The 21,111-nt window shown below is 62.9% G+C and carries 4 protein-coding genes; 2 read left to right on the forward strand and 2 right to left on the reverse strand.

Annotated elements, in window-relative coordinates:
* Positions 1-4: 4 nt before the first annotated feature.
* A complete protein-coding gene (gene rsxA / locus L0Y14_RS03150; protein WP_005965747.1) occupies positions 5-586 on the reverse strand; it encodes an electron transport complex subunit RsxA in 582 nt (193 codons plus the stop codon).
* Between the two features lie 431 nt (positions 587-1,017).
* Here rsxA and L0Y14_RS03155 point away from each other — a divergent pair, with 431 nt between their 5' ends.
* Entirely contained in the window at positions 1,018-5,046 is a 4,029-nt protein-coding gene (locus tag L0Y14_RS03155) for a PKD domain-containing protein (RefSeq protein WP_006475757.1), read from the forward strand.
* A complete protein-coding gene (locus tag L0Y14_RS03160) occupies positions 4,937-18,907 on the forward strand; it encodes a glycoside hydrolase family 9 protein (protein ID WP_251859246.1) in 13,971 nt (4,656 codons plus the stop codon). The genes L0Y14_RS03155 and L0Y14_RS03160 overlap by 110 nt, the downstream gene beginning before the upstream one ends.
* A 108-nt stretch (positions 18,908-19,015) precedes the next feature.
* Here the strand turns inward: L0Y14_RS03160 and metG are convergent, their stop codons facing one another.
* Positions 19,016-21,070, reverse strand: a complete 2,055-nt coding sequence (gene metG / locus L0Y14_RS03165; RefSeq protein WP_005966497.1) for a methionine--tRNA ligase — start codon at positions 21,068-21,070, stop codon at positions 19,016-19,018.
* Positions 21,071-21,111: the final 41 nt, after the last annotated feature.

A 21,111-nucleotide genomic window follows, 5' to 3' on the forward strand; every position in this document is an offset into this window, starting at 1 on the left:
ATCCTTAATTCGCCACCAGGCCGGAGAAGCCCATGAACGCCATCGACATCAGGCCGGCAGTGATCAGGGCGATGGCGTTGCCCTGGAAGGGTTCCGGTACGTCGGATACCGCCACCCGTTCGCGGATGCCAGCAAACAGCACCAACACCAGGGAGAAGCCGGCAGCAGCGCCAAAGCCGTAGAGTGCCGACTCGACGAAGCTGTGTTGCTCCTGGACGTTGAGCAGCGCGACGCCCAACACAGCGCAGTTGGTGGTGATCAGTGGCAGAAAGATGCCCAGCACCTGATAGAGCATCGGGCTGGTCTTGTGCATCACCATCTCGGTGAACTGCACTACCACGGCGATCACCAGGATGAAGGCGATGGTGCGCATGAACTCCAGCCCCAACGGGGCCAGCAGATATTCGTTGGCCAGGTAGCTGCAGATGGAGGAGAGGGTGAGTACAAAGGTGGTCGCCAGCCCCATCCCCGTGGCGGTCTCCAGCTTGCGCGAGACCCCCATAAACGGACACAACCCCAGGAACTTCACCAGCACGAAGTTGTTTACCAGCACCGTGCTGATCAGTATGAGGGCGTACTCTTTCATTAGATCATGAGCTGTCTGTTTAAGCCGCTAAGCATAAGCGCCAGATCAGACGCTTACAACACCACGGCCTTTGTGTGTTGGCGATTGTTGTTGTTTTCACGCTTCTTTACATTGAAAAAACGCAAACCTGCATCAGGGAGGGGGATATCACACGAGATAGTTGCCGAGATCCCGAAGCGCATTTTATGTGCTGCCCCGGTTGCTCACCATCACGATGCGTCAACTGCCAGCAAACGTTCGGCATCAAGGGCAAACTGGGCATGAGAACCACGTCACACTTTATCGATGCGTTGGAGAATGGCGTTGATCAGCCACGAAAAACAGTGACAATCCTGTGTAAGAAATAAAATCCTTATCGACATCAGCTCGGCACTGACATGGAAAAGGCATACCCTCTTAAACGGATAACCTCCATCCTACTCCTTCCAATCTTGCTGTTCGCAGGCTTCAGTGTCTTTGCGGAGGTGCTGGTCGAGGACGGATTTGATAACGACAGCGCCGGCTTCACTTATGTCGACGATCCGTTCCATGGCAGTAGTGCCCCTGGCTATGCCGATGGCAGCCACCTCAGCGTCGGCGGTTATAGTGGCGGCGCGCTGCAAGTCATCTTGGGTGGGCGTGACACAATTGACCTGTTCGGCCTCTCCGGCGGCTGGCAGCAGGAGTTTGAACTTGCCGGCCTGAGCGAGGTGAGTCTTAGCTTCCGTTACAAACTGAGCCAGAGCCCTTTTTACGAGGGAGATGAATACAGTCAAGTGCTGGTGAGCATCGATGGGGTACTGGTTGGTGTCTCGCCCAATGACTACATCGACCAGGTTAGCGGCAACGGCAACGGCGGTGCCGAAGAGACCACCGGCTGGCGTCAGGTGGAACTCAACCTAGGTGGCCTGGCGGCGGGTCGCCATCGGCTGATCATCGGCGGCTACAACAGCCAGAAGACCGCAGCCAACGAAACGACCGAGGTATTGATCGACGACCTGCTGCTGAGCAGCGGCAACAGCAATCTTCCGCCACGCACAGTGGTCGGCGCCGACCCGACGGCTGGTGTGGCGCCGCTACAGGTGCAGTTCAGCAGCGAAGGCTCCACGGACCCTGACGGGCGCATCGTTGGCTATCATTGGGTGTTCGGTGATGGCAACAGCAGCACCGAGATTAATCCGCTCCACAGCTACGCCACAGCAGGCAACTACACTGTCACCCTGATCCTGACTGACGATCAGGGCGCTACCGGCAGCGCCAGTATAATGATCAACGTCAGCGGCCTGTCTGACACCGCAGCGCCCGAAATCCCGGCTGGCGTCAGCGCCATCCCCTCCGGCGCCGATACCATCCAGCTCAGTTGGCAGGCGGCGAGCGACAATGTTGGCGTCACCGGCTACCGGGTGTTCCGTGATGGCGTTGAGATCGCCAGCAGCACCACCACCAGTTACCGTGATACCGGACTCAGCCCGCTGACCCGCTACAGTTACCGGGTCAGCGCCTACGACGCCGCGGGCAACGAAAGTGAGCCCGGCGAGGTGGTGGCCGCCACCACCGGCAATCAGTTGGTCCCCCTGATCGAGAGCGGCTTCGATAGCGACAGCGCCGGCTTTAGCTATGTAGACGACCCGTTTCGCAACACTAGCGCACCGGGCTATGCCGATGGCAGCTATCTCGGCGCCGGCGGCTACAGCGGCAGTGCCCTGCAGATCACCCTCGGCGGTATCGACGGTGATGACATCTTCGGCCTTTCCGGCGGTTGGCAGCGCGACTTCGAACTCACCAGCCAGAGTGAGCTGAGCCTCAGCTTTCGCTACAGACTGAGCCAGAGCCCATTCTACGAGCAGGATGAGCAGAGCCAGCTGCTGGTGAGCATCGACGGGGTACTGGTTGGTGTCTCGCCCAATGACTACATCGACCAAATTAGCGGCAACGGCAACGGTGGTGCCGAAGAGACCACCGGCTGGCGCCAGGTGGCGCTGAGTCTGGGTAGCCTTGTCGGCGGTAGTCACCGACTGATCATCGGCGGCTACAACAACCAGAAGACTGCGGCCAACGAAACGACCGAGGTACTGATCGACGATCTGGTGCTGCGCAGCGACAGCAGCAATCTGCCGCCGAGTGCCGTGGCCAGCGCCGCCCCGACAGCCGGTATTGCACCGCTGGAGGTGAGTTTCAGCAGTGTCGGATCCAGTGATCCTGACGGCACTATCCAGCATTTTAGCTGGGCGTTTGGGGATGGCAGCAGCAGTACCGAGGCCAACCCGCTCCACAGCTACACTACGCCCGGCGACTACACCGCGACCCTGAGCGTAACCGACAACCAGGGGGCGACTGCCAGCGCCAGTGTCGGCATCAGCGTTAGCGACCTACCTGACACTGAGGCTCCTGAGATTCCGGCCGGACTTAGCGCCATCCCCTCCGGCTCCGACACCATTGAACTCAGCTGGCAGGCAGCCAGCGACAACGTTGGCGTCACCGGCTACCGGGTGTTCCGCGATGGCGTTGAGATCGCCAGCAGCGCCACCATCAGCTACCGCGATAGCAGGCTCACCCCGTCGACCCGCTACAGCTACCAGATCAGCGCTTACGATGCCGCGGGTAATCAGAGCGAGCCGGGCGTAGCGGTGGCGGCTACCACCGGCGCACAGCCGACCCTGACGAGTCTTAGTCTCACCCCGGCCTCTGCTCAGCTGAATATCGGCCTGCGTCAGCAGTTCAACGTCAGCGGGTTTGACCAATACGGCAACACGATCGTGGTCAACCCGACATGGAGCGTCAACGGCGGTGGCGTCATCGACAGCACGGGGCTGTTCAGCGCCAGCCAGGCAGGCGGGCCTTTCACCGTGTTGGCCGAACAGGATGGTGTCAGAGCCACTGCCAGCCTGACCGTGATTCGCCAGTCCAACCTGATCGATAGCGGTTTCGACAGCGACAGTGCCGGATTCAGCTATCTCGACGACCCGTTTCGCGGCAGTGGCGCACCGGCCTATGCCGACGGCAGCTATCTCGGTGCCGGCGGCTACAGCGGCGGTGCCCTGCAGATCACTCTCGGCGGTATCGACGGTGATGACATCTTCGGCATGTCGGGGGGGTGGCAACACGACTTCCAGCTTAATGCGCTGAGTGAGGTGAGCCTCAGCTTCCGCTACCAGCTGAGCCAGACTCCCTTTTACGAGCGCAACGAATACAGTCAACTACTGCTAAGCATCGACGGGGTACTGGTTGGTGTCTCGCCCAATGACTTCATCGACCAAATTAGCGGCAACGGCAACGGTGGTGCCGAAGAGACTACCGGCTGGCGTCAGGTGGAACTGAATCTGGGGAGCCTGGCAGCAGGCAGCCACCGGCTGATAATCGGCGCCTACAACAACCAGAAGACTGCGGCCAACGAAACGACCGTGGTATTGATTGATGACCTGCTGCTGCGTAGCAGCAGTAGCCTACCGGTCAATCTGCCACCGAGTGCAGTGGCCAGTGCCGACCCGCAGACAGGCGTGGTCCCGTTGGTCGTCAACTTCAGCAGCGCCGGCTCCACGGATCCTGACGGCACCATCGAGCATGTTAGCTGGGCGTTTGGGGATGGCAGCAGCAGTACCGAGGCCAACCCGCTCCACAGCTACACTACGCCCGGCGACTACACCGCGACCCTGAGCGTAACCGACAACCAGGGGGCGACTGCCAGCGCCAGTGTCGGCATCAGCGTTAGCGACCAGCCTGACACTGAGGCCCCTGAGATTCCGGCCGGACTTAGCGCCATCCCCTCCGGCTCCGACATCATTGAACTCAGCTGGCAGGCGGCGAGTGACAACGTCGGCATCATCGGCTACCGGGTGTTCCGCGATGGTGTTGAGATCGCCAACAGCGCTATCACCAGCTACCGCGACAGCGGCCTCACCCCGTCGACCCGCTACAGCTACCAGGTCAGCGCTTACGATGCCGCGGGTAATCAGAGCGAGCCCGGCGTAGCGGTGGCGGCCACTACTGGCAACCAGCCGAGTCTGCTGATCGAGGACGGTTTTGATACAGATAGCGCTGGCTTCAGCTATGTTGACGACCCGTTCCGTGGCAGCAGTGCGCCGGGCTATGCCGACGGTAGTCTGCTCCCTGATGGCGGCTACAGCGGTGGTGCCTTGCAGATCATCCTGGGTGGCATCAACAGTGCCGACATCTTCGGCCTCTCCGGCGGTTGGCAACGCGACTTCCAGCTCAACGGTCTGAGTAAGGTGGTGTTGAGTTTCCGCTATCGGCTGAGCCAGAGTCCCTTTTACGAGCAGGATGAACAGAGCCAGCTGCTGGTGAGCCTGGATGGAGAGCTGATCGGCGTTACGCCCAATGACTACATCGATCAAGTGCAGGGTAACGGCAACGGTGGTCCGGAGGAGAGCACCGGCTGGCGTCAGGTGGAGCTGGATCTGGGCAATCTCGCCATCGGCAGCCATCGGCAGCCATCGGCTGATCATCGGCGGCTACAACAATAAAAAGACCGCGGCCAATGAAACGACGCTGGTGCTGATCGATGATCTGCTGCTGAGCGCCAGCAGTCAGACTATCTACGATGACAGCTTGATCTCCAGCGTGTTCCATCTCGACAACAGCCTGCAGGATGGCAAAGGCGTCATGCCTGAGTTGACCCTGAACGGCAATGCGCGCTTCGACGACAGCAACCTGGGTTGGATGGAAACCCCCGCCGGCGCCGCCCTGAGATTCAACGGTTTCAACGACCGGGCCGAAGTTACCTTCAGCGTCGATCCCTACCTTCCGGCAGACAGGACGGTGGAAGACATCGACGAGGTGAGCATCGAAGGCCGCTTCTATTTCGACACCATCGACATGTGGGATGAGAACCGGCTGGAACTGCTGTTCATGCGTCAGAGCTGGGATAGCGGGGTGGAAATCCGCCGCAACAGTTGGATGACCGACCTGAGCGCCTATCTGGGCAGCTATGGGGACTCCGGGGAGGCGGTCAACACCGCCCTGAGCCGGAATCAGTGGCATCACATCAAGCTGACCCATAACCGTACCCATTATCTGCTGTACGTGGACGGGCAGGAAATTCTCAAGGTGGCCCACGGCCGGGGACAGCTGAACCTGTATGGGCACGAGGACATCCGCCTGAGCTTCGGCGATTTCCACGGCTGGGCGGATGAAATCCGTTTCAACCTGGATTTCGACACCGACGATGACGGCCTCCCCGATAAACGCGATCCGGATGATGACGGCGACGGCGTGGAGGATGGGCAGGATGTCTTCCCCTTCGACAGGGCCGAATGGGGGGATAATGACGGTGACGGCATCGGGGACAACGCCGACCAGGATGACGACAACGACGGCATTGCCGATGGGCGCGATCTGCAGCCGTTGGATGCGGCCAACGCCGCCGCCGACAGTGATGGTGACGGCTTCAGCGATCTTGTGGAATACCATAGTGGTTCCCTGCCCGATGATGCCGCCTCCACGCCCCGGACCCAGCCGCCGGCCGGGGGGGCGGGCCCCGTTCTGAGCGGGGAACAACAGCGCGCACTGGAAACGCTGGTGCGGATGCAGGAACCGGGCGAAGTGCGGATACACGCCGTGTCCGATCAGTGGCTGCGCCTGACCCTGGTTCCGACCCGCAACGAAAACAATACCGATTTCATACGCCCCCCGGTGGAGATCGCCAAAGCGGAAAACCCGGCCCTCTTCAGCGTCACCGACAGCGCGGGTGACAGTGTGCCGGTGGTGGGAACTGGCCTAAAACGGCGCACCTTCTACGCCCCCTACCGGGTCGGTGATCTGCGCATTGGGGAAAACATCTTCATTCACCTGGGCCGACCGCTGAGTGCCGGACAGGAATACGCGCTGGATGTGGATACCCAACTGACCGGAACCGCCATCCATGCCAGGTTCCGCTTCGAACCGGAATCACAGCTCAGTGACCTGCTGCACGTGGATCCATACGGCTACCGTCCGGCGGATCGTAAAAAGGCCTATCTGGGATTGATGATGGGCAGCGCGGGCGAATACGAGCCCACCGACCTGGATTTTGAAGTGGTGCGTACCCAGGACCACCAGGTGGTGTTCCAGGGTACGGGCACCTTGGAAGCCTCGGAAGGCTGGCGTGAAACCTTCACCAACCATCCTTACAACAAGGTTTACCAACTGGATTTCTCCGCCCTGACCACCCCGGGTGAATACTACCTGCGCCACCGTACGGGCATCAGCCAGCCGTTCCCCATCCACAGCGATGTCTACCGCGGCAGCCTGAACACCCTGGCGTTGGGTATGTACCACCAGCGGCGCGGCGAGGAGCTGATCAAGCCCTATACTCGCTTCACCCACAAGGCGACGGTGGAAGATCAGACCTACGTTTACGACAGCACCGATCTGGATCCCTTCCTGGCTGGTTTGGGCGTCACGCCGGACACCATCCGATACCCCACCACCCAGGAAGGCCAACATGTGGAGATCAGCGGCGGGCACATGGATGCCGGGGACTATTCGCCCTACACCTGGAACAGTTCCCTGACGGCCTGGACCCTGATCACCACCCTGGACGTGTACGGCGAACGGGTGATGCACGACAACCTCGGGGTACCGGAATCTGGCGACGGCGTTCCCGATCTGTTGCAGGAATTCCTGCTCGAGATCAACTGGCTCAAGGAGATGCAGGATCCGGTGGACGGCGGCGTGTTTGGCATGAGCAAGCCCAAGGAGATGAACTACCAGTCCACCATGCCGGGGGAGACCCCCAATCTGACCCGCTATCTGTCCCCCAAGGACACTACCGTTACCGGCGGTTACGCGGCGGCCCTGGCTCGGGCGGCGCGCAGCCCCGTATTGCGCCAACATGACCCGGCATTGGCCGACCTGCTCAAACAACGTGCCATCAAGGCGTGGGATTGGCTGGAGGCCAACCCGGGGATGCATGGTTATCACCATTACGGCAAGGGGGATGCCCGGGACGGGGATGAAGGCCATGAACACGCCCGCGCCTGGGCGGCCATTGAACTCTACGCCCTCACCGGGGAACAGCGTTACCACGACGCCTTCGTGCGCTACCACAAGCCCCTGCTGCGGTATGACGGCGTGTACCTGATGAACATGGGATATGGCTACGCCACCCGCACCCTGGCCTTGTGGGAACGCGACGGCATTGCGTACCCGGTGGACGCGGTGTTGAAACAGACGTCGGTGGCCCGTTTCCGGCAGGCGGTGGACTGGTATGTGGACGCCGCCAATGAAACCCCTTACGACCTGTTCGTCAACGGCACGGTGAAACGGTGGAATCTGGTGGGTTGGTTCTTCCCGGTGAGCGATTACGGCTGGGATCTGCTGCTCGCCCACGAACTCTACGGTGACCTGGACTACCTGGAAACGGCCCAGGACCAGATCCATTTCACCCTGGGCGCCAATCCCTCCAACATGACCTATATCACGGGCATGGGCTATAAACGCCTGCGTTCAACCGTTGACCAGGAATCGCTACACGACGGCATCGAAGCCCCCGTAACCGGCTTGCCGGTTTCGCCCATGGTAACCGGCTATAGCTGGAGCAACACCTACGAGCGGGACATCAGCGATTACACCTGGCCGTTGGATAATCCCGATTGGGATACGGGGGGTGAAGTCTACGGCCTGCTCGAAAAGAGCTATGACGGCTGGAACATCAACGGTGAGTTCACCATTGAGAAAATGGCGGGGATGCTGACCGCCTTGGCGGTATTGACCCCCCGCGATGACGAGCAGTATCCCCACCCTGAATTCACCCTGTCGGTGGAACCGGTGGAGAACGGGGTGTTTAGGCCCATTCTGGCGTTTAAAAATGGCGAACCCCAAAGCTACCGGATCCTCTGGCATGAAAACGACCAGCCCGTCAGCGCCGATCCCGCTTACCTCCTGCGCCAGGATTTCAGCCGGCCCGTGTGGAAACTGGCTGCCGAGGTGATTACCGCGGAAGGCCGCCGCTGGTATGCCGAAACCCGCATCAACACCCGCGACTACGGCAATACGGATATTCCCCTGGAGCCGTTCCCCGATGACAGTGCCTCCACCCTGTTCCATCTGGACGGCAGCCTAGCGGACGCCAACGGGGTGATGGCCGACCTGACCTTATCGGGTAACGCCCGTTTTGATGACGGTGACTTGTACTGGATGCAGAATCCGGCGGGCTCCGCGTTGCGCTTCGACGGTTTCGGCGATCAGGCCCAAGTCAGCTTCAACATCAGCGACTACCTGCCCGAGGGCAAGCGCTATGAGGATGTCGCCGAGGTCACTATCGACGGGCTGTTCTATTTTGACTCCCTGGGACCGGTCAATGACGATGTGCTGAACCTTCTCTACCTGCGCCAGTCTTGGGGCAGCGGCATGCAGTTGACCCGCTACAACTGGACCAGCCATATCCGGGCTGACTTGGGCAAGACGCAGAATTCAGGCGATGCAATCGACAACGCCTTGCGCCCGCATGAATGGCATTACGTCCAAATGATCTACAACCGCAGTCACTACATCCTGCAGGTTGACGGCCAAGAGCTGGTGAAGGTCGCCCACGACAATCAGGACAAGCTGTTCGACCAGCGTGACATCGAGCTGAAGTTCGGCAATTTCCAGGGCTGGGTTGATGAGGTCCGCTTCAATGTTGTGCTACAGGACCAGACCGACACCGATGGTGACGGCATCCTGGATAGCCTGGACCCCGATGATGACAATGACGGGATGCCTGATGAGTGGGAACTCCAATATGGTTTGGATTCCCTGGATGCAACAGATGCCGGTCTCGATGCGGATGGCGATGGCTTCTATAACCTGAGCGAGTTCTATGCCGCAACCAGCCCGCTGGATGCCAATGCGTTTCCGGGCCAAGGGAGTGCCGGCAAGACATTGTTGGGCGTCTACCACGGCAACCAGGGGTGGGCGATCCCGGATCTGCAAGCCATGGAGGCCTGGCAGCAGGATAAGAAGCACGCGGTGGTCACCCTCTTCACCAGCTTTGGCGAGTCGCAGCGCAACAATCTGGTGACCTACCAACTGCCCAATATCTGGAATAACGGCAATGTGCCGCTGATTAGCTGGGAACCCTATCTGGATGGGGTCGATCCGGAGAGCATCGAGGCGGATATCGCCAATGGTGACCATGATGCCTACCTCACCAGTTGGATGGATGGGCTAAAGGGCTTTCTCAGTGGTCCGGATGGACAGTTTGGCACGACGGATGACCGGCGGGTCTATATACGCCTGGCCCATGAGATGAATGGCGACTGGTATCCCTGGTCGGCCCGCTCTGTGGGTGAGAACCCGGCCGACTATATCGCCATGTGGCGGCATGTCCACGATGCGGCAACGGCGATCGGCCTGGGCCGGGAACATGTGCAGTGGGTCTGGTCGGTCAATGCCAGTGATCACGGCAGCTATGGCTGGATTGCGGAAGACTACTATCCGGGAGATGCCTATGTAGATTGGTTCGGCATCGACGGTTACAACTGGGCCAGTCGTGCCGCCGATCAGACCTGGCGCACACCGGCCCAGGTGTTCGATGCGATGCTGGCGCGTCTGCGTGCCCTTGCAGACAAACCCGTAGCGATCAATGAGGTGGCGACCCAGACCAATGCAGGGGCCAATCTGGTGGAGAAGAATAGCTGGATCCAGTTGTTGTTCGCCTATCTGAGCCAAAACAATATCGGCATGCTCTCCTGGTTCAACGAGGACAAGGAGTACGACTGGGCCATCTTTGCAGGCAGCTATGGTGATGAGGCGGTGGCCACGGGTGAGAAGGGCTACTCCGCCTACAGAACAGCCGTACAGAGTGATCGGTTGATCCCTGCCGATAGCGGCAACCCGAGGCTGCTGACCCAGGCCCAGTTCGAGGGTGATCTGGATGTGCTGACCGGCTTCAGCCTGCTGGGCGAGGCGGGCATCCGCCTGGTCGATGGCCAGTTGGTGTTTGAGCGCACCGCCACCAATGGGGTCGAGCACACCGGCCTGCTCAGCGAGCAGAGCTATCGTGGCGACCTGGAGGTGATCCTGGAGTACGCCAGTCTCAGCCAGTTCTCCGAAAACGCCTATCAGCCGAACCTCATCCTGCGCCTCACCGACGATGGGTTCGACCAACAGACCCTCAACGGCCGCCATGTCAGCGTCAAACACAAGATCCACTCGGGCATCCCCGGTTACACCTGGTTCTACCAGTGGGATGACCAGGGCCAGAGTGTGGGCGCCAGCTTTCCGCAGCGCAGGACCAGCGGCAAGCTGCGTCTGCTGCGCCGGGACGGGGTAGTCAGCGGCTACATCCTCGATCAGAACGATCAGTGGCTGCAGATCAACCAGGCCGAGCCGGGCGCCTTCCTGCTGGAGGGGCCGGCCCGGGTCAACGTCTATGTGGATGCCTACTACAACGACAGCTACCGCTACGTCTTCGAGGGCCTGACTATTCGCCACGACGAGGATGGCGATGGCCTGTTGAACCAGGAGGAGGCGCTGCTCGGCACCGATCCGGTCCAGGCCGACTCCGATGGCGATGGCCTGGGCGACCGCGCCGACCTGAGACCGCTGGATGCGGCCAGCCGCCGTGCCTATCCGCTGGGCAGCCTGTTTCCCAATCCGGCGCTGGATGTCTCGATCCATAAGGGCATTGACGGCCGACTGCTGATCCTGGTGAGAAACGACCACCACAGCGAGCAGCTGTTCACCGCCCAGCTGCCAGGGCTGAGCGCCAACAGCCCGGTCGAGGTAGTGTTTGAGCAGCGCAGCCTGCAGAGCCAGGCCGATAGCTTCAGCGAGACCCTGCCGGCCAACAGTCGCCGGGTCTATCGGCTCGATTACGATCTGGCCCCGCTGTTCGATCCTGCCGACTTTGTCGAGATCGTGCAGCCGATGGCAGCGGGTGCTTGGAGCCTGGATCTGACTGGTCTGGCCCTCGATCTGGAGCAGGGTGCGGGCCTGAGCTGGGCGGTCGAGTCAGTCGATGACGCCAACCTGACTGCCAGCCTGGATGGTGCCCAGCTGACCCTGACCCCTCAGGGGGCGGCCTGCGGCCTGACCCGCGTCCGTCTCAGTGTCAGCGATGCGCAGGGTCGCAGCAGCCAGATCGAGCTGCCGGTCCGTTTGACCGGCGCGCCAGGTGCGGAGCTGATCGCCAACGGCGGGATGGAGCAGTTCGATGCCGACCCGCTGCATATCCCCGGCTGGACCGACTTCCGCTGGGAGGGTGATATCCAGCTCAACCACACCGACCTGGCCGCATTTGCCGGCGAGCGCTCGGCGCTGATCCAGGGTTATGGCCCGGCCAAGGCGGCGATCTACCAGAACCTGAGCTTGCCCGCCGGCACCTACCGGCTGCGGGCCAAGCTGGCCTCGGCGGATCTGCGTGAGGGGCTGTGGGGCCAGACTAGCCTGCTCTACTTGGAGTTTGACAGCCGCGAGACCATCAGCCAGACCCTGCTGGAAGGGGACAGCGACTGGCGCCAGATGGAGCTGGTGTTCCGGGTACCAGAAGCGGATCAGGTCACCCTCTACTTCTTCAACTACGGCCCCGGCAGCCTGTTTGTCGATGATGTCAGCCTTAGCCTGGTGGAGGCCTGCGCCCAGCCGGAGGAGGGCTTCAGCCTGGACGAGACCAGCCTCAAGCCCCTCGACTACAACCCGCCGGTCAGCTTTGAGGAGATCCTGCTGCACGGCTACTGTGACGATGAGGGTTTTGCCGGGCGCGAGGTCTGCCAGCGCCTGCAGGGTGTGGATATCGACAGCCTCAAGCCGCAACATGCCGCTGCGCCGCGGCTGCTGGCCGACTTCGAGCAGGGCAGCACGCCGCCCTTCATCCAGAGCGGTTGGGACTACACCGATCAGGCGCTCAATGGTGAACGCTCTGGCCTGCTGCAGCCGGGCCGCTACCTGGATGGCTGGAACGCCCAGGGTATCCCGTCCGACTGGCGTGGTTACGACTGGCTGCGCTTCGAGGTCGACAACCCCTCGACGGAGCCGCAGCGCTTCTATGTCGAGATCCGCGACGTAAAGTCCAACGACTACTGGTCGCGGGTCAACTGGTACACGGTGGCCGCGCCGGGGCGTTCCACCATCCATGTGCCGTTGCAGATCTTTGTCGGCGAGAAGTCGGTGATCAGGGAGCGCCGCCGTCTCGACCTGGCAAACATCACCCGGCTGGTGCTCTCCGCCGCGGATGCCGCTGTCGCCCTCACCATCGATGATGTGCGACTGGAGCCTGAGCCTGCCTATAGCAACGACTTTCCACGTCTGATCAAGCTCGACGCCGGTAGTCTCGAAAGTCCACTGTTCCACGAGTTCACGCCGCTCTACGCCTCCACCAGCTACCGTGCCCAGCGCGGTTACGGCTTCTCCGCCGATGCGGAGATTAAACGTACCGAGGATCGCCGCCACCCGGAGAACCTGCTGCGCGACTGGATCTCGCTCAACAGCGGCGGCCTCGACTTCGACCTACCGGACGGTGAATACCACGTCTGGATGGTGCTGGAGGACCCCGGCTACTGGGAGTACTACCCCAACTACGAACACCGGGCGGTCTACGCCGAGGGCGAGAAGGTTCTGGACGAACAGCCGACGGTGGCCGATTTCTGGGCCAGATACTACCGTTACGACGACGCGGAGGATCTGCCCGGTGACGACATCTGGCAGCGCTACATCCCGGCCCGCTACCAGCCATTGCAGTTCGATGTGCTGGTCAGCGACGGCCAGCTCAACCTGCGCTTCGAGGGCAACGACAGCCCCTACACTCTGGCCCTCTCGGCGTTGGTGATCTATCCGACCAGCGAGGCGGCCCGGGGCGAGGCCTTTCTCGCCGAGCTCTGGCAGCAGCTGAAGCAGCAGTATGGCTACGAATATAAACAGGTTGCGCCACCTCTGCCGCAACACGTCAAACCGATAGGCAACGCCCTGGATGGTGCGCTCTCTCTGTTCCAACGCAGCTCGGCGCTGGATGTCTATGCTACCGACTGGCCAGATGCCGCGGAGCAGGTCGACGCACTCAGCGTCTCTCTGGCCCAGGGCGAGTATGAGCCGCTGACGATCAGCCTGTATGCCCATCAGGCTCAGCAGCTGACCGACGCGGTGCTGGAGCTACCGGGGGTGGAGGTGACGGCCAGCCAGGTGCGCAACAAGCTCTCCCGGGTCACCCAGGATGGCTCGGTCTACACCAGCCGGCCGCGCATCCTCGACCCGCTGCAGCTGCCGCTGGAGCTGGCCGCCGGACAGTCGCGCCGCCTCTGGTTCGATCTGCACGCCCCGGCAGAGCTCGCCCCAGGCACCATCGAGGGCAGCCTGCGCCTCAGCTTCAGCAACGGCCAGAGCCAGGAGCTGCCGGTCGCGGTAGAGGTCCGCCCCTACAGTCTGCCCGCTGCCGATGTGCCGCTGGGCTACTTGGGGCTGGCGCCCCAATACCCCGGTAGCGTTTTCCCCGAGGTGGCGGCGAAGCAGGAGGCGGAGCTGCAGGCCTCGATCGCGCTGCTGCACCGCTACGGCATGACCGGCGTCGATGGCGGCATCGGTGGCCCGCTGTTCAAGGGTTACAGCGATGGCCAGCCGGTGATCGACTTCAGCCAGGCCGACAAGACCATGGCGGCCCTGCAGGGCCTCTACAGCGGCGAGATCAACAGCTACGGCGGCATCGGCATCCAAGGGCTCTCGACCTACTCGACCCAGGATACCAGCGCCTATGGCAAACCCTATGTGGAGGTGCTGGCCGACCTGCTGGCGGCGATCGAGTCCCACGGCGCGGCCAACAACTGGCTGTCGCTGATCCACACGGTTGGTGACGAGCCTGCGGGTGAGGTGATCCAAGACTCATTGGCAGCCGCCCAGGCCTTCCACCAAGCCGACCCCCAGAGCCGCACCAGCGTCTTCTCCAGCCTCACCGATCCGGCCAGCGATCCCCGCGCCGCCTTCGCCGGGGTGGTCGATCGCATCTATGTCACCCACCACAGCGCCGCCGGGCTGCAGCACATCGTCGATCAGGGCAGCGAGTGTGCCAGCTACAACCTGCGCAGCCGCTACCACCGGGGCGTCTATCAGTACAAGCTGGCGCGGGAGTTCGGCTGCCGGGGCCACATGCAGTTTATGTGGAGCTCGGTGCATGCCGACCCCTGGTATGACCTGGACGGTCGCGAAAGCGAACAGGCCGCCGTCTTCACCCATGCCGACGGTAGCCTGCGCCACACTCTGGAGCTGGAGCGCTACCGTGAAGCGGTGGACGACTATCGCTACCTGCTGAAGCTGGAGCAGCAGATCGCCGCCAGTGATGACTCGGCCGCCAAGACAGAGGCCCAGGCCTGGCTGCAGGCGACCCTCGATGCGATGGAGGTCGGCCACGACCGGCCCCACGCCTGGAGCGAGGCAGAACTGGACGGGCTGCGTCAGCAGGCCGCGGCACATATCGAACACCTGCTGCCGGATTATGATGCCGATGGCATCCCGGACGCCCTCGATGCCGACGACGACAACGACACCCTGCCCGATGATTGGGAGCGCCGCTACGGCCTCAATCCCCTGGATGCCAGCGATGCCACCAGTGATGCCGACGGTGACGGCTTCTCCAATCGGGTCGAGTTCCAGGCCAATAGTGACCCCACCGACCCCAGCTCCACCCCGACTGGAGAGCATCGCCTCGGCACCGTGCTCACCGATGTGCGCGACTGGAGCGGCCAGCGCCCCTTCATCGATCTGTTCAAGCTAGCGCGCCCCTGGTTCACCCAGTGCGACTACTGGGTGAACAATCCCGACCCCGGCTGCACCGCCGATACCGCCTGGTATACTGGCGAAAACGCGCTGCTGGATCTGGACGAGAACGGCTGGGTGCGCTCCGTACCCACCCCCGGGGCGGACCCCGTTTACACCTCCGTGGCCACCTACTGGGACGTGCCGCGCCAGTTCCCCGCCGGGCGCTATCTGCTGCTCTACGACGGTGAGGGGACCCTAGAGTACCTGGGCGGGATGCGCCTGATCGAGGAGGAGTCGACACCGGGACGGCATGTGGTGATGCTGGACCGGGCCGACGGTGGCTTCCACCTGCGCATCCGCGCCAGCGACCCTAATGGCACTGGCGACTACATCCGCAACATGCGCCTCATCCCCGAGGCCTTCGAGTCGGTCGACCCCCTGCCGCTGTTCAACCCGGAGTTCCTGGAGCGCACGCGCCCCTTCCAGGTGCTGAACTTCAAATACTGGATGCGCATCGACGGCACCCCCCCCGCCACCTGGGCCGAGCGCCCGCTGATGGACAGTTTGAGCTACGCCGGGGAGGAGGGCGTGCCCGCCGAGGTGATGGTGGCGCTGGCCGACGCGGCGGACGCCGCCCCCTGGTTCAACATGCCCCACAACGCCGATGACGACTATGTGCGCCAGTTCGCCACCCTGGTGCGGGACCGGCTGCGGCCCAATCTACCGGTCTATCTGGAGTACGCCCACAACTTCATGTTCAGCGCCAACGGGGGCTGGATCGAGGAGCAGGGCAAGGCAGCCTGGCCCGAGGCCAGCGAGAGCTACCTGCAGAAGCGCTTCTACTGGTACGGCAAGCGCGCCGCCGAGATGTGCGACATCTGGAAATCGGTCTGGGCCGGGTCGGCGGGGCGGGTCCACTGCGTGGTGGAGAGCCAGATCGGCAATAGCTGGATCAGCGAGCAGATCCTGGAGTGCCCCCTGTGGGAGGGCGCCCCCTGCGCCGGCCACGGCCTCGACGCCCTCGCCATCACCCCCCAGTTCGGCAGCTACCTGGGGATCACCACCCACGAGCAGCAGGTGGAGGCCTGGACCCAAGAGGCCGACGGCGGCCTAACCAGCCTCTTCCGCGAGGTGCACGAGGGGGGGCTGATCCAGGATGGCCCACCCGGCGGCGCCCTGGCCGCGGTGATGGAGGACGTGGGGGCGCAGAAGGCGGTGGCCGACCGCTACGGGATGGCGCTAGTGGGCTCGCGCGGCGGCGAACACATCGCCGGTAACGGCGCGGTGATCTACAACGAACCCATCACCCAGCTCTTCATCGCCGCCAACCGCGACCCACGCATGGGGCGCGCCTACACCGACCTGCTGGACGGCTGGGCGGCGCGCGGCGGTGGCCTCTTCATGCACCAGAAGGACATAGGCGCCTTTAGTCAGTACGGTAGTTGGTCGGCCCTGGAGAACCTCTCCGACACCCATTCGCCCAAGTACGACGCCCTGCTGGGCTACCTCAACGGCACCCCCTATGAGTCGGTGGTCTCCCTCGATCTCTCCGCCGGCGAGATCAGCGAACAGGGGGGGGCGGCCGCGCTGCGGGTCAACCTGGACCGCCCCTACGAGAGTGATGTCACCGTTCAGCTCGGCCTCCAGGGGGGCGCCCAGGAGGGGAGCGACTACACCCTGGCGAGCCACACTGTCACCCTGCCCACCGGCCAGACCTCGGCCAGCGTGACCCTCACCGCCCTGGACGACGACCAGATCGAGGGGCGCGAGAACATCCAGATCACCATCGTCAGCGTGAGCGCCGGGCTGCGCCCCATCAGCCAATCCCTGCGCCTGGAGATCTTCGACGAGGATGTGGATGGCGACGCCATGGCCGACGACTGGGAGCGCCACTTCGGCCTCAACCCCAACGATCCCAACGACGCCCACCAGGACCCGGACGGCGACGGGGTAGATAACCTGGCCGAGTTCATCGGTCGCACCGACCCCACCCGCGACCAGGGGCCACCACCGCGCCTGGGCGGCAACCTGGGCGGCATCGTCGACTGGACCAGCCAGTCCCCCTTCATCGACCTTTTCAAAATGTCGCGCGAATGGCTCACCCAATGCGACTTCTGGGCCAATGAGCCCGAGCCCGATTGCAGCGCGGAGAACTCATGGGATACCGGAGAGCAGGCGCTGCTGGACCTGGACGAACACGGCTGGGTGCGCTCCATGCCGGCCCCGGCGGACGCCCCCATCTTCACCCGCGTCACCACCTACTGGGCCTTCTATCCCCAGTTCCCCGGCGGCCGTTATGTGGTGCTCTATGACGGCGCCGGGACCATGAGCTATGGCCTGGGGGCGCACAAGATCGATGCGGAGTCGAGCCCAGGCCGCCACCTGGTGGTGTTTGATCCGGGCGAGTCGGCGACCCTCACCATCTCCGCCACCGACCCCGAGGGCACGGGCGACTACATCCGCAACATCCGTATCATCCCCGAGGCGTTGGCCGAGGAGCTGGCCGCCAGTGGCGAGCCGGTGCCGCTGTTCAAGCCCGCCTTCCTGGAGAAGACCCGCCCCTACCAGGTGCTGCGCTTCATGGACATGATGCGCACCAACAACTCCCCCCTGGGGCGGTGGGCCGACCGGCCGGAGCCGCTGGATGCCCGCTACACCACCGACTACGGGGTACCCCTGGAGGTGATGACCGAGCTCTCCAATACCCTCCAGCGCCCCCCCTGGTTCACCCTGCCGCACCAGGCCGACGACGACTTCGTGCGCCAATTTGCGCGCCTGGCCAAGGAGCAGCTCGACCCCACCCTGCAGGTCTACCTGGAGTACTCCAACGAGGTGTGGAACGGCCAGTTCGAGCAGTCCGGCTGGGTGCGCTCCCAAGGTGAGGCACTCTGGCCCGACGCGGTAGCCGACGGTCACACCAAGCTGCTTAACTGGTTCGGCAAGCGCACCGCCGAGATCTGCCATCTCTGGAAGCAGGTGTGGGGCAACGACGCCTATCGCGTCACCTGCGTCATGGGGGCCCAGGCGGCCTGGAGCCGGGTCGCCGAGCAGGCTCTGGAGTGCCCCCTCTGGGACGAAGGCCCCTGCATCGACCACGGCATCGACGCCCTCGCCATCGCCCCCTACATCGACAACCTGGGGCTGGCCCGCTACGAGGCCGAGGTAGAGGCCTGGACCCAGGAGGCCGACGGCGGCCTGACCAGGCTCTTCAACCAACTGGAGCAGGGCGGCGAGCTGAGCGATGGCCCCCCCGGTGGGCAACTGGCGGCCACCTTCTCGGCCATCGACACCCATATCGCCCTAGCGGCCCAGTACGGCCTGCCCCTCTACAGCTATGAGGGGGGGCAGCACCTGGTGGGGGTGTTGGGGCTGGAGAACAACCAGGCCCTCACCGATCTCTTCATCGCCGCTAACCGCGATCCGCGCATGGGCACTCTCTACGACCGCTACCTGGCGGGATGGGAGGCCCGTGGTGGGGCGCTGTTCATGAACTTCAGCGACATTGGCCGCCCCAGCAAGTGGGGCAGTTGGGGGGCACTGGAGTATCTGGAGCAGGAGAGCTCGCCCAAGTACGCGGCGCTGATGCGTTATCTGGGCATCGCCAACGACGGCGATGGCGTCCCCAACGAGAGTAGCGGCACGGACGCTGCTGGCAACGACATCCTCTCCGATACCTGGTAGGAGAACTACGACCTCAACCGCCTCGACCCCACCGACGTCTCCTTGGACAGCGACAGCGACAGTGCCGACAACCACGGCGGTCAGCAATGCCCCCGCCGGCAAACCGCTCTACTTGACCCGCATCCCCGGCTCGGCGCCTTCATCGGGATTGAGGATGAACAGATCCTTGCCACCGGGGCCGGCGGCCAGCACCATCCCCTCAGAGACGCCAAAGCGCATCTTGCGCGGTGCCAGGTTGGCCACCATCACGGTGAGTCTGCCCACTAAGTTTTCGGGCTGATAGGCGGATTTGATGCCGGCGAAGACGTTGCGCTGCTCGCCGCCCAGATCGAGGGTCAGCTGCAGCAGCTTGTCTGCCCCCTCCACATGGTTGGCCTCAACGATTCGTGCAATGCGCAGGTCGAGCTTGGCGAAGTCACCGAACTCGATGGTGTCGGCAATGGGATCATTGCTCAGGTGGCCTTCGGTGGCAGTCTTCTTCGGCTTGCTCTGCTGCGTCGCCTGCTGCTTCAAATCCTCTTTCGAATGCTCCAGCATCGCCGCAATCTGCTTCTCTTCGACCCGGGTCATCAGTGGCTTGAATTTACTGATCTGGTGGCCGATCAGCGGGTTCTGCAGGTCGTCCCACAGCAGCGGTTTGACCTGTAGGAAGGCCTCGGAGGCGGTGGCAGTGGCGGGTAGGATTGGCCGTAGGTAGCCGATCAGCACCCGGAACAGGTTGATGCCCACGGAACAGATATCCTGTAGCTCCTGTTCCTTGCCCTCCTGCTTGGCGATCACCCAGGGCTGCTTCTCGTCGATGTACTGATTGGCCCGGTCGGCCAGCGCCATGATCTCGCGTACTGCGCGGCTGAACTCGCGCTTTTCGAAGCGCTCGGCGATGCTGTCGCCTGCCTCGACGAACTGGTTGAACAGGTCGGCCTCAGCGAGGTGGCTGGATAGCCTGCCATCGTAACGCTTCTTGATGAAGCCGGCGCAGCGGCTGGCGATGTTGACCACCTTGCCCACTAGGTCCGAATTCACCCGCTGGGCGAAGTCCTTCAGGTTGAGGTCGATGTCGTCGACCCCGGCGCCCAACTTGGCGGCGAAGTAGTAGCGCAGATACTCCGGATTGAGGTGGTCCAGATAGGTGCGGGCCTTGATGAAGGTGCCGCGGGACTTGGACATCTTCTGCCCGTCCACGGTGAGAAAGCCGTGGGCGAAGACTGCGGTCGGCTTGCGGAAGCCGGCCCCCTCCAGCATTGCCGGCCAGAACAGGCAGTGGAAGTAGACGATGTCCTTGCCGATGAAGTGATAGACCTCGGCGTCGGAGTCGGCCTGCCAGTAGTCGTCGAACGCCAGCCCCTCGGTGCGTTCACAGAGGTTCTTGAAGCTAGCCATGTAGCCGATTGGTGCGTCGAGCCAGACATAGAAAAACTTGCCGGGATGGTCGGGGATCTCGAAACCGAAGTAGGGGGCGTCGCGGGAGATGTCCCACTCCTGCAGGCCAGACTCGAACCACTCGCCGAGCTTGTTGGCCATCTCCTGCTGCAGGTGGCCGGCACGGGTCCACTGTTTCAGCATCGCCTCGAAGTTGGCCAGCTTGAAGAAGTAGTGGTCCGACTCGCGCTCTTCCGGTTTGGCGCCGGAGACCGCCGAGACCGGGTCCTTCAGCTCCGCCGGGGAGTAGCTGGCGCCACATATCTCGCAGTTGTCGCCGTACTGATCCTCGGCGCCGCACTTGGGACAGGTGCCTTTGATGAAGCGGTCGGGCAGAAACATGTTCTCCACCGGATCATAGGCCTGGGTGATCATGCGCTTGGCGATATGGCCGGCGTCCCGGTTGCGTTCATAGATCGTCTTGGAGAGCTCGCGGTTCTCCTCGGAGTGGGTCGAGTGGTAGTTATCGAAGCCGATGCGGAAGGCGGCGAAGTCGGCCTGATGCTCCTCACTAACCCGGGCGATCAGCGCCTCCGGCTCAATTCCTTCCTGGCGGGCGCGCAGCATGATCGGCGTGCCGTGGGCGTCATCGGCGCAGACATAGTGGCATTGGTGGCCGCGCATCTTCTGGAAGCGGGCCCAGATGTCGGTTTGGATATACTCCACCAGGTGGCCGATGTGGATCGGTCCATTGGCGTAGGGCAGGGCGCTAGTGATGAGAATCTTGCGAGGTGTGGCGTTCATCTGCGTCAGTTTCCGGGAGCGGTTTGATCAGGCCGTTGGGC

It is taken from the genome of Candidatus Endoriftia persephonae (genome assembly GCF_023733635.1).
In the GTDB taxonomy this organism is placed as follows: domain Bacteria; phylum Pseudomonadota; class Gammaproteobacteria; order Chromatiales; family Chromatiaceae; genus Endoriftia; species Endoriftia persephonae.